The sequence below is a fragment of the Streptomyces sp. URMC 124 genome (assembly GCF_051386455.1).
GTDB lineage: Bacteria > Actinomycetota > Actinomycetes > Streptomycetales > Streptomycetaceae > Streptomyces.
The window spans coordinates 1-14,653 of sequence record NZ_JBPQTS010000067.1 but is presented as its reverse complement, the minus strand read 5'-3'; the positions used below and the strand labels follow the sequence as shown (position 1 = coordinate 14,653).

10 protein-coding genes and 1 pseudogene are annotated in these 14,653 nt (G+C 74.5%); 8 read left to right on the top strand and 3 right to left on the bottom strand.

All coding sequences use genetic code 11. The features are described from left to right. Nucleotides 1–122: 122 nt before the first annotated feature. Nucleotides 123–1,352, top strand: a complete 1,230-nt coding sequence (locus ACSNOG_RS16145; protein WP_436753367.1) for an IS701 family transposase — start codon at nucleotides 123–125, stop codon at nucleotides 1,350–1,352. Between the two features lie 35 nt (nucleotides 1,353–1,387). Here the strand turns inward: ACSNOG_RS16145 and ACSNOG_RS16140 are convergent, their stop codons facing one another. After that, nucleotides 1,388–3,319 (bottom strand): helix-turn-helix domain-containing protein, encoded by a 1,932-nt coding sequence (locus ACSNOG_RS16140; RefSeq protein WP_436753347.1) that lies wholly within the window; start codon nucleotides 3,317–3,319, stop codon nucleotides 1,388–1,390. 258 nt (nucleotides 3,320–3,577) lie between these two features. Here ACSNOG_RS16140 and ACSNOG_RS16135 point away from each other — a divergent pair, with 258 nt between their 5' ends. Further along, nucleotides 3,578–4,378 carry a methyltransferase domain-containing protein gene (locus tag ACSNOG_RS16135; RefSeq protein WP_436753346.1) on the top strand — a complete coding sequence of 267 codons (801 nt, stop codon included), beginning with the start codon at nucleotides 3,578–3,580 and terminating at the stop codon, nucleotides 4,376–4,378. A 65-nt stretch (nucleotides 4,379–4,443) separates the two neighbouring features. Further along, a complete protein-coding gene (gene pabB, locus ACSNOG_RS16130; RefSeq protein WP_436753345.1) occupies nucleotides 4,444–6,627 on the top strand; it encodes an aminodeoxychorismate synthase component I in 2,184 nt (727 codons plus the stop codon). Here the strand turns inward: pabB and ACSNOG_RS16125 are convergent. Beyond that, a pseudogene (locus tag ACSNOG_RS16125) lies at nucleotides 6,612–7,337 on the bottom strand (transaldolase family protein); the annotation flags it as partial. The gene pabB and the pseudogene ACSNOG_RS16125 sit on opposite strands and share 16 nt — an antisense overlap. Nucleotides 7,338–7,654: 317 nt before the next feature. Continuing rightward, complete coding sequence (locus ACSNOG_RS16120) at nucleotides 7,655–8,623, bottom strand: transaldolase family protein (RefSeq protein WP_436753344.1); 969 nt, start codon at nucleotides 8,621–8,623, stop codon at nucleotides 7,655–7,657. A gap of 629 nt (nucleotides 8,624–9,252) precedes the next feature. Here ACSNOG_RS16120 and ACSNOG_RS16115 point away from each other — a divergent pair. The 5 genes from ACSNOG_RS16115 to ACSNOG_RS16095 all read left to right on the top strand — a co-directional run bounded on the left by ACSNOG_RS16115 (nucleotide 9,253) and on the right by ACSNOG_RS16095 (nucleotide 14,596). After that, nucleotides 9,253–10,443, top strand: a complete 1,191-nt coding sequence (locus tag ACSNOG_RS16115) for a sedoheptulose 7-phosphate cyclase (protein ID WP_436753343.1) — start codon at nucleotides 9,253–9,255, stop codon at nucleotides 10,441–10,443. Further along, nucleotides 10,436–11,206 carry a cupin domain-containing protein gene (locus ACSNOG_RS16110; RefSeq protein ID WP_436753342.1) on the top strand — a complete coding sequence of 257 codons (771 nt, stop codon included), beginning with the start codon at nucleotides 10,436–10,438 and terminating at the stop codon, nucleotides 11,204–11,206. The genes ACSNOG_RS16115 and ACSNOG_RS16110 overlap by 8 nt, the downstream gene beginning before the upstream one ends. Next, entirely contained in the window at nucleotides 11,203–11,610 is a 408-nt protein-coding gene (locus tag ACSNOG_RS16105) for a hypothetical protein (protein WP_436753341.1), read from the top strand. The genes ACSNOG_RS16110 and ACSNOG_RS16105 overlap by 4 nt, the downstream gene beginning before the upstream one ends. Nucleotides 11,611–11,669: 59 nt before the next feature. Further along, a complete protein-coding gene (locus ACSNOG_RS16100) occupies nucleotides 11,670–13,361 on the top strand; it encodes an FAD-binding oxidoreductase (RefSeq protein ID WP_436753366.1) in 1,692 nt (563 codons plus the stop codon). 98 nt (nucleotides 13,362–13,459) lie between these two features. After that, the gene (locus ACSNOG_RS16095; RefSeq protein ID WP_436753340.1) at nucleotides 13,460–14,596 is read left to right on the top strand and encodes an acyltransferase family protein; all 1,137 of its coding nucleotides are present in this window, start codon (nucleotides 13,460–13,462) and stop codon (nucleotides 14,594–14,596) included. Nucleotides 14,597–14,653: the final 57 nt, after the last annotated feature.

Genomic DNA, 14,653 nt, shown 5'->3' with positions numbered 1-14,653 from the left:
AGTGTGTGTACGCCTCCCCTCCTCCGCGGCGCCCCCGCGGCGGCATCGTGACGGTGCAGCCGGCTGCGGCTGCCGTGGTGCGAGGCATAAGGGGGAGTGCCGTGGACAAGGCGGCGACGGCGATGGTGACGGGACCGTGGCGCGGGGGGCGGTTCCCGGCGCCGGGCGGGCCGGGGCCCGGCCCGGCGGCCCGGCCACCCGGCGGGCCGGGGGTGCCCGACGACCTCGTCGCCGAGATGGCCGACGTGCTGTTCCGGTCGCTGCGCCGCAGCGACCAGCGCAGCAAGGGCGAGCAGTACCTGCACGGGCTGCTCGCCGCGAACGGCCGCAAGACCATCCAGAACATCGCCGGTGCCGTCGGCGCGCCCGGCGGCCAGCAGAGCCTGCACCACTTCATCTGCAGCTCCACCTGGCACTGGAACCCGTTGCGCGAGGCCCTCGCCCAGTACGTGGAGAGCATCTCGCCCGCCCGCGCCTGGGTCGTGCGGCAGCTGATCATCCCCAAGCGGGGCGAGCACTCGGTGGGCGTGCGCCGGCAGTTCGACCCCGAGCTGGGCGAGACGGTCAACGCGCAGCGCGCGTTCGGGGTGTGGCTCGCCTCCGGGGCGATGACCGTGCCCGTGCACTGGCGGCTCTTCCTGCCCGGCGGGGCCGGCGGCGCCGAGGGGGCCGGGGGGACCGACGAGCAGGGCGCCGGCATCCCGGCGTCGGCGCTGCGCGAGGAGACCACGGACGAGAGCGCGACGGGCACGGTCCTCGACGACCTGCGGAAGTGGAGGCTGCCGCGCCGGCCGGTCGTGCTGGACGTGCCCACCACGCGGGTCGGGCCCGCGGTGCGGCGCTTCGCCGACGCGGGCCTGCCGGTGCTGGCGCGCGTGTGCGGCACGGCGCGCCTGGTCGTGGCCGACCCCGCGCTGCCGGGCCACGGCCTGGGGCCCGTCCCCGCGCTGCGGATCCTGCAGGGCGTACGGGGCCTGCGCCGCCGGATCGCGGGGGCGGGGCTGGTGGCGGCGGTTCCGGTGGCGCTGCCCGTGGGGCCCGCGCGGCTGTCGGCGGGCGGGCAGCGGCCCGGGCTGCTGCTGGGCGAGTGGCGCGACCCGCAGGGGGCGCCCGAGCGGATCTGGCTGACGGACATGGTCCGCACGCCGGTCGGCGAGCTGGCGCGGCTGGCCCGGCTCGCCGACGACACGGCGGCGGACTGCGAGGAGGTCGGCGCGCGCGTGGGTCTGCGCGACTTCAAGGGCCGTTCCTTCCCCGGCTGGCACCGCCACATGACCCTGTCCTCGGCGGCTTACGCGGTCGCGTCCCTGTCCTCCGCGTACGCCCTGACGGGCGAGGCGCTGTACGCCTGACGACGGGGCCCCGCCAGGTCGCGGCCACCCGGCCGCTACGCCCCGCCCTCCGGCCGCCGGCTCAGCAGGTGGCGCGTGCGCTGCAGGCGCAGGGCCAGCTGGATCTCCAGGGCGCGGTCCGGTTTCTGCCAGGCGGGGCCGAGGAGTTCCGTGATGCGTTCCAGGCGCCGGTAGACGGTGTTGGGGTGCACGTGCAGGACGTCGGCGGCGGCCGTCGCGCTGCTGCCGGAGGCGAAGTAGACCTCCAGGGTGTGGGTGAGCTCGGTCAGGCGGAGCATGTCGTACTCGAGGACGGGCCCGAGCGCGGACTGCACGAAGCCGTCGACGTCGTGGTCCTCGGCGAGCAGCACGCCGAGGAAGCCCAGTTCGGCGGGGGAGGCGTAGCCGCCGGTGTCGCCGAGGGCGGTGAGCGCGTCCACGCAGCGCAGGGCCTCCTGGTAGGCCTGGTGGACGGCGCTGTCGCCCGTGACCGGGCCCGCGGCCCCGACCGTCACCGGGTGCTGCAGGAGCGGGGTGAGCTCCTCGGAGACGGCCTTGGCGGTGGCCCCGGCGTCGCTGCCGGGCAGCAGGAGCACGATGCTGCCGTCGAGGACGCTCTTGAGGCCGGACATCCGGTAGGCGTACGAGGAGGCCCACACGACGGCCCTGCCCTGGGGCCCGCCCTCGGGCCGGGCGACGACCACGACGTGCGGCTGGGCGAGGTCGACCGTCAGCCGCCGGGCGCGGTCGGCGAGGCGTGCGGAGAGCCGGCGGCCGGAGAGGAGTTCGTCGAAGAGCTCGTCGCGGACCTGGCCCTCGACGAGGGCGGTGTTGCGCTGGATGAGCAGGAGCGTCGCGCAGACCTGGGCGGTCGAGTGCAGCAGGCGCACTTCCTTGTCGGTGGGCGGCTGCGCGGGGACGAGGACGAGCGCCCCGAGCGCCTCGGACCCGGCCGCGGCGGAGGCGACCCAGGCGCGTTCCCCGGCCCGGACGGGCGCCCGCCCGGCGTGGGCGTCGAGAAGGGCCTTGGCGATGCCGGCCTCGTCGAGCGCGGGCGGGGGCGGGTCGCCGGCGACGGCCAGGGTGCGCCCGTCGGCGTCGCGGACGATCAGCGCGCCGTCGAGGACGGCCGCGGCCTCGGCGGCGACGGCGGGCAGGTCGCAGCCGTCGAGGACGAGGTCGATGAGCCGGCTGCGCACGTCCGCGAGGCGCCGCTCGGTGGTCAGGTAGGTGCGGGCGCGCGAGCTGTCCAGCTCCAGCTCGGTGACCTCGGCGCGGGTGCGCTCCAGCAGCCGCGCCTTCTCGATGGCGACGGCCGCGAGGTCGGCGAGCGAGCGCATCAGCCCGATCTCGTCGGGCGCGAAGTGCCGGATCTTGCGGTTGGCGCCGTAGAGCGTGCCGAAGACGGAGTCGCCGTGCTGCAGGGGCACGGACATGATGGCGTGCAGGCCTTCGGCCCGGACGACCTCGTCGATCTCCTCGGAGTGGGGGATGCGGTCGTCGGTGAGGTAGTCGGCGGTCCACGAGGGCGCGGCCCGCCCGCTGACGACGCCGCCGAGGCCGTGGCCGCCGGCCACGCGCAGGCCCACGTTGAGGGCGGTGGTGTCGCCGTCGGAGGCGCGGATGCAGGAGCTCTCGCCGTCGGGGTCGAGGAGGCCGATGTAGGCCATGTCGAAGTTGAGGAGGCGGCGCGCCCGGCGCGAGATGACCTTGAGGAGGGTGTCCAGGTCGTAGGGGAGGGTGAGGTCGCGGGCGGTGTCGACGAGGGCGGTGAGACCGGCCTCGCGCTGTTCGTGCCGGCCGAAGAGCGAGTGGACGCCGAGGGCGAGTTCCGTGGCCTGTTCGAGCTCGGCGAGGGCGGAGCCGTCGAGGCCGCTGCGGCGCGCGTCGCGCACGAGGGCCTCGAAGCGGCCGGGCGCGGCCTCTTCGGCGAGCAGTCGGAGCACGGTGATCGCACTTGCCGTGGTGGAGTGCACGGCGCGAGTCATCTCCGTACCCCCAGAGTCGTCTCTCAGGACTCTTCGGACGAAGCGTCCCCCCGCGAGTGAACGTAAGCGGATTGGACTGGACCAGTCAACTTTGCCCGCCCTTGGGTGTCCACCGTTCACAACCCTGCCCACCTCACGCGGTGATCCGTCCACCTTCCCCTGACCTGCGGTTTCCGCAAGGGTTGACGACGCGTGGCGCGCGCCGCAGCGGGCGCGCGCCGTTCTGACTGGGGGGACGAAATGCAGGAAACCGGACAGTTGAGATGGGCGGATCAGGCAGAGCAGAACGAACAGGCGCAGCTGCAGAGCTACGTGCGCTCGCTCCGGCGCAGCGCGGAGTCGCTGCACCGGCCGGACCGCCCGGACGTCTTCACCCTGGACGGCCGGGAGTGGGACCTGCTGGACGGCGTGTTCGCGCCGCCGTTCTCCGCGTCGACGGGCGTGGCCATGGAGCTGCTCGCGGCGGAGCAAGGGAAGCAGGGGACGCAGGGGACGCAGGGGACGCAGGGGGCCGCCGCGGGGAGGCGCCGGTCGCTGCTGGAGATCGGCTGCGGCACCGGCGTCATCGCCGTGACCGCCGCCCTGACCGGCCACGACCGGGTGGTCGCCTCCGACATCAGCCCGCAGGCCGCCCGCAACACCGCCCTGAACGCCGCCCGGCACGGCGTCGCCGACCGCGTCCGCACGCTCTGCGGCGACCTGTTCGCCCCGCTCGGTGAGCACGAGCGCTTCGACACCGTCTACTGGCACTCCAACTTCGTCAAGGCGCCCGCGCACTACGTCTACGGCTCGATGCACGAGCGCGCCTACGTCGACGCCGGGTACGCCGCCCACCGCCGCTACCTGGCCGGCGCGCACGACCACCTGGCCCCCGGCGGACGGGTCCTGCTGCACTTCAGCGACCGCGGCGACGTGCTCGGCCTGCGCCGCACGGCCCGCGAGTGCGGGCGCGGGCTGCGGGTCCTGCGCAGCCTGAGGGTCCGGGAGGGGCGGGAGACGGTGGAACACATGCTCATCGAAGTGACGGCGGCGCGCGCGGTGCTGAGACCGGCGGCGTAGGCCACCCGCCAGCCCTCCGGGCGCCCGTACCCGAACCACACAGCACTCTTCTCACGGACATCACTGTGCGCACTCTGCTCGTCGACAACTACGACTCCTTCACCTACAACCTGTTCCACTACCTGGCCCGCGTGAACGGGCGGCCGCCGGAGGTCGTCCGCAACGACGACCCGGACTGGCACCCCGGCCGCCTCGCGGAGTTCGACAACGTCGTCCTCTCCCCCGGTCCCGGCACCCCGCTGCGCGACGCCGACTTCGGCATCTGCCGCGCCATCGCCGAGCACACCGACCTGCCGCTGCTGGGCGTGTGCCTGGGGCACCAGGGCATCGGCATGCTGCACGGCGCGACCGTGGGCCGCGCCCCGCGCCCGCACCACGGCCGCACCTCTCCCGTCCTGCACGACGGCACCGGCCTCTTCGCCGGCCTGCCCTCGCCGTTCGAGGTCGTGCGCTACCACTCCCTCGCCGTGACCGACCTGCCCGGCGCGCTGAAGGCCACGGCCCGGACCCCCGACGGAGTGCTGATGGGCCTGGAGCACCGGGAACGGCCGCAGTGGGGCGTGCAGTTCCACCCCGAGTCGGCGGGCAGTCAGTACGGCATCGAGCTGCTGGCCAACTTCCGCAGGCTGACGCGGGAGCGGCGCCCGGCGGCCCGGACCGCGGTGCGGCTCGCCGGGCCCCGGCCGGCGCCCCCGGAACCGCAACAGGACGCCCACCCCCGCCGCGCCCTGCGCGTCCTCGTCGAGCAGTTGCCCACCCGCTGGGACGACGAGACCGTCCACGCCCGCCTCTTCGGCGGCGATCCGCACACCTTCTGGCTGGACAGCAGCCGCCGCGACGGGGAGCTGGGCCGCTTCTCCTTCATGGGGGACGCCTCGGGGCCGCTCGCGCGCGTCGCGAAGGCCGACGTGTGGAGCTCGACGGTCACCGTGCGCTCCGCCGGGGGCGCCCGCACCGACATCGTCTCGGGCGCGTTCCTGGAGTGGCTCGACCGGGACCTCGCCGCCACGCGCGCGAGCGTCCCGGAGCTGCCGTTCGACTTCGCGCTGGGCTGGGTCGGCTACCTGGGCTACGAGCTGAAGGCCGAGTGCGGCAGCCGGGCCGTGCACCGCTCCGAGGAGCCGGACGCGTACATGGTCTTCGCCGACCGGGCCGTCGTCCTCGACCATGCGACCGGCACCACCTACCTCCTGGCCCTCGCCGAGGACGGCACGGAAACCGGGGACGAAACCGGGGACGAAACCGGAGCCGACCGAGGCGACGAGCGCTCCGCCCGCGCCTGGCTCGCCGCGACCGCCCGCCGCCTCACCGCCCTGGCCGGCGAGCGGACCCCGTACGCCGGCCCGCCGGCACCCCTGGCGGAGGCCCGCCTGCGCCACGACCGCTCCGCCTACCTGGGCCTGATCGACGAGTGCCTGGAGGAGATCGCGGCGGGCGAGACGTACGAGGTGTGCCTGACGAACATGGCCGAGGCGCGGGGCGATCTCGACCCCTGGCGGGGCTACCAGTACCTGCGCCGCTTCAGCCCGGCCCCGTTCGGCGCGCTGCTGCGCTTCGGCGAGCTGTCGGTGCTGAGCACCTCGCCCGAGCGGTTCCTGCGCGTCGGCGCGGACGGCACGGCCGAGTCGCGGCCCATCAAGGGCACCCGCCCGCGCGGGGCCACGGAGGAGGAGGACGCGGCGCTGCGCGCCGAGCTGCTCGGCCACGAGAAGGACCGCGCCGAGAACCTGATGATCGTCGACCTGGTCCGCAACGACCTGGGCCGCTGCGCCGAGACCGGCAGCGTGGACGCGTCCGACAGCTTCCGGGTGGAGACGTACGCGACGGTGCACCAGCTGGTGAGCACCGTGCGGGCCGCGCTCCGCCCGGAGGTGTCGGCCGTGGAGTGCGTCCGCACCGCCTTCCCCGGCGGCTCGATGACCGGCGCGCCGAAGCTGCGCACCATGCGCATCATCGACCACCTGGAGAACGGGCCGCGCGGCGTCTACTCCGGCGCCCTCGGCTACTTCTCCCTGACCGGGGCCGCCGACCTCAGCATCGTCATCCGCACGGCCGTCGTCACCCCCGGCCGGGTCCGCTACGGGGTGGGCGGCGCGATCGTCGACCTCTCCGACGCGGCGGAGGAGTTCGAGGAGACCGTGGTGAAGGCGGCCCCGCTGCTGGCGCTGACGGCGCCGAGCAGCTCGCTCCAGCGCAAGGACCGCAGTGCCACCGCGCGGTCGGCCAGCTCGCGCGTGGTGTGCGCGTAACCGGCGCCGAGGATCTCCAGCGAGTCCAGGACCCGGGCGGCGGCGCGGCCCCGCCCGGTGACGGCGTCGCCGCGCGGGTTGCCGCGCTCGGCGACGGCCTCCAGGGTCGCCGGGCTCATGGTGGTGATGGTGTCCCAGACGACGAGCTCGTCCACGTAGCGGGTGTCGGGGACGCCCGGGGTCCGTACGGCGGTGTCCGTCCAGCGCATCCGGTGCGGGCGGGCGCCGTGGGCGGCGAGCTCGCGCCAGCCGGGCCCGGCCAGCAGCTGCTCGTGGCAGTGGAAGACGAGCCGCGCCGAGGCGAGCGCCGCCTCGCCGCGCATCACCTGCGCCGCCGCCGACGAGGAACGGCACAGCCGCTCGTCGAAGGCGGCGTCGACGGGCGCGAGCGGCACCGAGACGACGGCCTGGAGGGCGGAGAGGTCGCGCCCCGCGCGGCGGGCGCGGCGCAGGCCCTCCAGCCAGGCGGCGGCCGCCAGGTCGTACTGCGCCGGCGAGAGCACGGGGCCGATGTCCACGCCGACGCCCTCGGCGAGGCAGTCGGCGGCCGCGGCCAGGCCCTCGGGGCCGGCGGGCAGGGAGACCAGGGCGTTGGGACGGTCGACGGCGCGCCACAGGCGCAGCGCCGTCGCCGTGTCCGCGGCGGGGCCGACCTCGACCGCGACGTGGCCGTCGCGGCCGCCGGTGCGCTCGTGGACGGACAGCAGCACGTCGCAGGCGCGCCGGGCCTCGGCGGCCAGCAGCGCCTCGGCGGCCGGTCCGGCCTCGCGCGCGGGGCGGCCCGCCCGCGGGGCGCGGGCGCGCCGGCGCAGGGAGCGGGTGAGGGGCTCGGGCCCCAGGGCCAGGCCGGTGATCAGCCCGTCGTCGACGAGCCGGGCGAGCCGGCGCGGGTTGGGCTCGTGCCATCCGGCACCGTCCAGCCAGCGCGAGACGCCCTCGTCCGCCAGCAGGCTGATGACGCCCGCGCCGCACACCTTGTCACTCCTTGCCCTGCCGGATTCCCGGCAGCTTCACCTTTCCCGCAGCATCACCATCGCTGCTGCGGCACATGCGTCGCGGCATCCCGTCCCCGCAGCATCCGCGCCAGGCCGCGCCGCTCGATGCACGCCGCGGAATCCTCGGCGGAAATGCCGTACCAGTCAAGGAAGCTGAGGGTGCGTCGCGCGTCGTCGTGGCGCAGGTCATCCCGGGCGCCGTCCGCCGGCCCTGCCGGGGTTACCGTCGGCACCCCGCCGAGCGCACCGAGTGCGTCCTCCGGCAGCGCGACGGCCGCGCCCGGCGCGGCGAGTTCCGCGAGCCCGGAGAGAATGTCACTTTCGCCGGAGCGCAGCGGCGGACCGCCCAGGGACCAGACGGGACGGGGCTCGCGCGCACCGGCCGCGGCCAGGGCCCGCCAGCGCGGCGAGGCGAGGAAATCGCGGTGCGCCCGCCGGACGAGCCGGGCGGTGGCGAGCCCGGCCCGGCCGCGCAGGGCCGCCGTCTCGTGCCCGCCGACCGCGTCCAGCCTGCCGTCGACGACGGCGTCGATCCGGCGCACGGGCACCGAGGCGGCGGTGTGCAGGCCGGAGAGGTCCAGCCCGGCGGCGCGGGCGCGCTCCAGGCCGGCGCGGAAGGCGTCGAGGACCCGCCCGTAGCGGGCGGCCGAGCCGATCCACGCCACGTGCACGCCGATGCCCTCGGCCAGCATGTCCGCCACCGCGGGCAGGGCCCGGGGCGCTGCCGGCACGCACACCAGCAGGTCGGGGCGGGCGACGAGGCCGTGCAGGACGCGGGCCTCGCCCAGCAGCGCGGCGGCGTCGCCGGCGCCGGGCACGGTGAGCTCGGCGGAGACCGCGCCGCCGCCCGCGGAGGACAGCGCGGCGCAGGCCCGGCGCAGCTCCTCCGTGGTGACGTGCGGGCCGCAGGCGAGCCCGGTGACCTGCCGGTCGTGGACGAGTCGCCGCAACACGCCGGGGCCGAGCCGGACGCGGCCGGCGTCCTCGACCCACACGGACACGGCTGGATGATCCCGGCGGTCCGGGCCGTCCCGGCGGTCCCGGCCATCCCGGTGGTCCCGGCTATCCCGGTGGTCCCGACCATCCCGGTGGTCCCGACCATCCCGGCCATCCCGGCCATCCCGGCGGTCCCGGCGGTCCCGGCGGTCCGGACGGTCCGAGCGGTCCGGACGGTCCGAGCGGTCCGGACGGTCCGAGCGGTCCGGACGGTCCGAGCGGTCCGAGCGGTCCGGGGCCGGCGCGCCGGCGCGGACCGGTCGGTCAAGAGTCGCGGTCGCAGTCGCGGGCACGGTCGTGGTCGCAGCCGCAGCCGCAGGCACGGCCGCGGTCACGGGCACGGACACGGGCACGGCCGCAGGCACAGCCGCGGTCACGGGCACGGGCACGGTCAGGGGTCCTGTCATGGACCGGAACTCTGCGGCCAACGGAAGTTCCCCGGCAATCCCGTGGCACGCAATCGTCAGGAATTCACGGGAATGTCAGCTCCCCCAATTCCCGTACCTGACAACTCCTTTGCTATCTGACAGCAACGCGATACGCGCTTGGCCGCGCCGCCCGCCGCCTTCCACCATCACTTCCCGAATCACCGCAGAACACCGAACCCTCGGGGGAGAACGTGATGGAAAAGCCCATGACGGCGCCGGGTCTCGTGACGCGGAGCAACCGCGTGGACTCCTGGAAGGTCAGCGCGCAGATGCCCGTGCAGTACGAGATCCAGGTGTGCGACGACGCCTTCGGACTCGGCAACACCGCGCTGCTCGGCCACGCGGGGCAGCGGCCCGAGCGGGTCCGCCGCTTCGTCGTCGTCGACGCCAACGTCCTCGCGCTGCACGGCGACCGCATCCGCAGCTACTTCGAGCACCACCGCGTGGAGTACGCGCTGCACGCCGTGCAGGCGGACGAGACCGTCAAGAGCCTGGACACCGCCACGGAGATCGTGCGCGCCCTGGACGCCTTCGGCATCGACCGGCGGCGCGAGCCGATCGTCGTGATCGGCGGCGGCGTGCTGATGGACATCGTGGGCCTGGTCGCCAACCTCTACCGCCGCGGCACGCCCGTCGTCCGCGTCCCCACCACGCTCATCGGCCTCGTGGACGCCGGCGTCGGGGTCAAGACCGGCGTGAACTTCAACAACCACAAGAACCGCCTGGGCACCTACTTCGCGTCCTCCCTCACCCTCCTCGACCGCTCCCTCCTGGTCTCCGTCGACCGCCGGCACATCGCCAACGGCCTCGCCGAGATCCTCAAGATGGCCCTGATCAAGGACGCGCGCCTGTTCGACCTGCTGGAGGAGTACGGCCCGCGCCTGCTGGACGAGAAGTTCCAGGGCACAACCCCCGCCCTGGAGCGCGCCGCGACCGAGGTCGTCCAGCGCGCCATCCACGGGATGCTGGAGGAGCTCCAGCCCAACCTGTGGGAGACCGAGCTGGAGCGCGTCGTCGACTACGGGCACACCTTCAGCCCCACCGTCGAGATGCACGCGCTGCCCGCCCTGCTGCACGGCGAGGCGGTGTGCGTCGACATGGCGCTCACCACCGTCCTCGGCTGGCGCCGCGGCCTGGTCACCACCGGGCAGCGCGACCGCGTCCTGGCCGTCATGCGCTCCCTCGAACTGCCCAGCTGGAACGCCCTGCTGGAGCCGGGCCTGCTGGCCGAGGCGCTGGCCGACACGGTGCGCCACCGCGACGGTCAGCAGCGGCTGCCGCTCCCGGCCGGCATCGGCGAGGCCGTCTTCGTCAACGACGTCACCGAGGACGAGCTCGCGGTCGCCGTCGAGGACCTGCGCCGCCTGGGCAGCGCGCGGGAGGCCGTCCGTGTCTGACGTCACCGAGGCCGCGGCCCTCGTCGCCGACGTCTCCGGCGCCGCCGACATCCACGGCGTGCACGGCGCGGCCGGCCTGACCCACTGGAAGTGCCTGGCGACCCGCCGCGACCTGCGCGGCGACTGGGAAGCCGTGGAGTGGGCCAGCATCCCGCCCGGCGGCGTGAGCGGCGAACACCGCCACACCCGCACCGAGGAGATCTACTTCATCCTCTCCGGCCGCGGCGAGTTCCTGCTGAACGGCACCGCGCACCCCGCCCGCCCGGGCTCCCTGCTGCTCACCGGGACCGGCGCCGTGCACGGCCTGCGGAACACCGGCGAAGGCCACCTGGACTGGCTCGTCATCGAAATGCTCGCACCCCCCACGGCCGATGCGCTGCGGGGCGACACGCCGCGCGCGGCGGAGGAGAAGCACGTGAACGCCGAACTGCACGACCTGCGCGCCGAGGGCTCCGTCGACCCGGGCCGGGTCTTCACCGGCCCGCTGCGCACCGTCGAGATCGACGCGCTGGAGCCGAGCGCCACGCGCACGCTGGCCTCGCGCGGCGCCGAGCACACCGTCTTCGTGCTCTCCGGCTCCGGCTGGGCGGCCTCGGGCGGCACGACCGTCGAGCTCACCCCCGGCACCGCCCTGACGCTGCCGCTGGGCGCCGGCGCCGAGATCGCCGCCAACCACGACGGCATGGAGTTCTTCCACGCCGAGCTCGCCGTCCCGGCGCGGACGACGGCCGGCGCCGTCCCGGCCGCCGGGGAGGCGCGGTGATCGTCCAGCGCGCGGACGCCTCCGCCCGCTTCCTGAGCGCCGCGGGACCCTCGGCCGAGTGGGCCTGCCTGGCCCGGCGCGGCATGCTCCACAGCGAGTGCGAGGCCGTCGACCTGCTGCGGCTCGGGCCGGGCGCGACCGTCGCCCACCGCCCCGCCGAGGGCGTCGAGCAGGCCCTGTACGTCCTGGCCGGCCGCGGCGAGGCCACCTCGGGCGGCACCACCCGCGCCGTGCACGCGGGCGAGCTGCTGCTCGCGCCGCACGACTGCCACGTGACCGTACGGGCCCTGGAGGCGGGCCTGGAGCTGCTGACCGTACGCGTCCTGCCCGCGCGGACCACCGGCCGGCTGCCCGCGCGGATCCCGGAGTTGCCGGAGGAGCAGCGCATGGAGTGCGTGCGATGACCGGCGACCACTCCCCCACCCACACCGACACCGACACCGACAAGAGGAGCGGGAACGTCATGAGCAAGGTGACCCGGCGGGGCTTCCTCGCCCGGACCGGCGGCGTGGCCGGCGCGGCGGTCGGCGCGGCGGCCGTCCCGGGCCTGCTCGGCGGCGCCACCGCCGTCGCCGCCGACAAGGGCGCGGTGGGCCGCCTGTCCCTGGGCACCGACCTCGTCACCGTGGGGCGCGGCGAGGCCCGCTACGGCGACCTGATCACCGGCTTCAACCAGCGCTGGGTCGGCAGGCCCGACGCCGTGCGGCTGCCCACGACCACCGAGCACGTCGTCAGGGCCGTCCAGGAGGCGGTCGACGGGAAGAAGACGCTCACCGTGCGCGGCGGCGGGCACGGCTTCGAGGACTTCGTCTTCCGGCCCGACGTCGAGGTCGTCCTCGACATGACCCTGATGGACGCCGTCTACTTCGACACCGACCGCAAGGCGTTCGCCGTCGAGGCGGGCGCGACCCTGCTGGACGTCTACGAGACGCTCTACGAGGGCTGGGGCGTCGTCATCCCGGGCGGCGTCTGCTACGCCGTGGGCATCGGCGGGCACGCCTCGGGCGGCGGCTACGGCATGCTCTCGCGCAAGCACGGCCTGGTCGTGGACCACCTGTACGCGGTCGAGGTCGTCACCGTCGACGCCTCGGGCAAGGCGAGGGCGGTCGTCGCGACGCGCGAGGAGAACGACCCGAACCGCGACCTGTGGTGGGGCTACGCGGGCGGCGGCGGGGGCAACTTCGGCGTCATCACCCGCTACTGGTTCCGCTCGCCCGGCGCCACCGGCTCCGACCCCTCGAAGCTGCTGCCGAACCCGCCGGCCGAGGTGCTCGTCACGGCCGCCTCCTGGCCGTGGGAGAAGGTCACCCAGCGCGGCTTCACCGACTTCGTGAAGTTCTACGGCGAGTGGCACGAGAAGAACAGCGGCGCGAACTCCCCCTACGCGGGCCTGTGCAGCTGGCTGTTCCTCAACCACAAGGCCTCGGGCGCGCTCGGCATGCTGCTGCAGATGGACGGCGGCGTGCCGGACGCCGAGAAGCTCGTCGACGACTTCCTCCACGGCCTGAACAAGGCCCTGGGCGTCGCGCACCAGGAGCTCGGCGAACAGGTCGGCGAGCTGCGCCCCATGCCGGAGTTCGCCAGCACCAAGCGGCTGCCGTGGCTGAAGGCCACCCGCTACATCGGCACCAGCAGCGAGCTGCAGACCAATCCCACCTTCCGCGGCGAGCACAAGTCCGCGTACATGAAGAAGGGGTTCCCGGAGCACCAAATCGCCGCGATCTGGAAGCACCTCACGCGCGGCGACTACGCCAACAAGTACGGCGGTCTCGTCGCCACGTCGTTCGGCGGCCGCATCAACGAGGTTGCCCCCGACGCGACGCCCGTGGCCCAGCGCAGCTCGGTCCTCAAACTGCTCTACCAGACGTACTGGACCGACCCGGCGGACGACGCGAAGAACCAGGCGTGGCTGCGCGAGTTCTACCGCGACATGTACGCGGAGACCGGCGGCGTGCCCGTGCCGAACGCCGTCACGGACGGCTGCTACGTCAACTACGCGGACAGCGACATCGGCGATCCGACGCTCAACACCTCGGACGTCCCCTGGTACCGCCTCTACTACAAGGACAACTACGCCCGCCTGCAGCAGGTGAAGGCCAAGTACGACCCGAAGAACGTCTTCCGGCACCGCCAGTCGGTCCGGCTCCCCTCCTGATAGGGCATCCCGTGTCGCAGAAGCCGCATCACTCCGCGAGCCCACCGGGCTCCCCTTCGCAAGCCCCAGGCGCCTCCAGGCTCCCTTCCCTGACGGGCATGCGGTTCGTCGCCGCGATCCTCGTCTTCGTCACCCACGCCGCCGTCGCGAAGCTGTTCGCCGACGACTCCCTCAACGACGTGGTCGTGCGGTACACCAGCCGCGCCGGCTACCTGGGCGTCGGGTTCTTCTTCGTCCTCAGCGGCTTCGTCCTGACCTGGTCGGCGAAGCCCGGGGACGCCCCGCGGCGCTTCTACCGGCGCCGGCTGGCGAAGATCTACCCCAACCACTTCGTGACCTGGCTCGCCGGCATGCTGCTGATGATCTGGGCGGGGACGGCGGTGACGGCCGGGAACACCGTGCCGAGCCTCTTCCTCCTCCAGAGCTGGGTGCCGCAGCTCGACATCCTCGCCGGCACCAACGGCCCCAGCTGGTCGCTCTCCTGCGAGCTGCTGTTCTACCTGTCGTTCCCGCTGCTGCACGGCGTGATCCGCAGGATCCGGCCGGAGCGGCTGTGGATGTGGGTGGGCCTCGTGATCGCCGCGTTCGTGGCCGTGCCGCTCGTCGCACAGCTGCTGCCCGGCAGCCCCGACTCCCCGTGGCAGCCCGTCTCGTGGTGGCGGTACTGGTTCGTCTACTTCCTGCCCGCCACCCGCGTGCTGGACTTCGCCCTCGGCATCCTGATGGCCCGCGTCGTGATGACCGGCCGCTGGATCGGCATGAAGCAGCTGCCCGCCCTGGCCCTCCTGGCCGTGGGCTACGCGCTGATGGTGTTCCTGCCGGACGCGTACGGGCTGGTGGCACCGACGGCGCTGCCGATCGCCCTGCTGATCGCCGCCGCCGCGGTCGCCGACACCAAGGGCGAGCGGTCGCCGTTCGCGACCCGGCCGATGATATGGCTGGGCGAAGTCTCCTTCGCCTTCTACATCGTGCACTTCCTGGTGTTCCAGTACGGGCCGATGGGCCTCGCCGCGACCGACTCGTCGGCGGGGAGGACGTGGGACACGCCGGGTGCCCTCGGCATCATGGCCCTGACGTTCGCGCTGGCCCTGTTCTTCGGGTGGCTGCTGTACGTACTGGTGGAACGGCCGGCGATGCGGCGCTTCGGCCGCCCGCGCCGCCGGCCGGAGTCCGTGACCGGGGCGGCCACGCCCGCCTCGCCGGAGCGGCAGCCGGTGGGAGCTGATCGCCGGTGACCGTGCAGCCCGACGTGCGGGTACGGGAGGCCGCCGCCCCGGCGGCCTCCCCGCCGC

Coding starts and splice junctions, on each gene's coding strand:
- ACSNOG_RS16095 (WP_436753340.1), top strand. CDS start 13,460: ATGCGGTTCGTCGCCGCGATCCTCGTCTTCGTCACCCACGCCGCCGTC.
- ACSNOG_RS16145 (WP_436753367.1), top strand. CDS start 123: ATGGTGACGGGACCGTGGCGCGGGGGGCGGTTCCCGGCGCCGGGCGGG.
- ACSNOG_RS16115 (WP_436753343.1), top strand. CDS start 9,253: ATGACGGCGCCGGGTCTCGTGACGCGGAGCAACCGCGTGGACTCCTGG.
- ACSNOG_RS16100 (WP_436753366.1), top strand. CDS start 11,670: ATGAGCAAGGTGACCCGGCGGGGCTTCCTCGCCCGGACCGGCGGCGTG.
- ACSNOG_RS16140 (WP_436753347.1), bottom strand. CDS start 3,319: ATGACTCGCGCCGTGCACTCCACCACGGCAAGTGCGATCACCGTGCTC.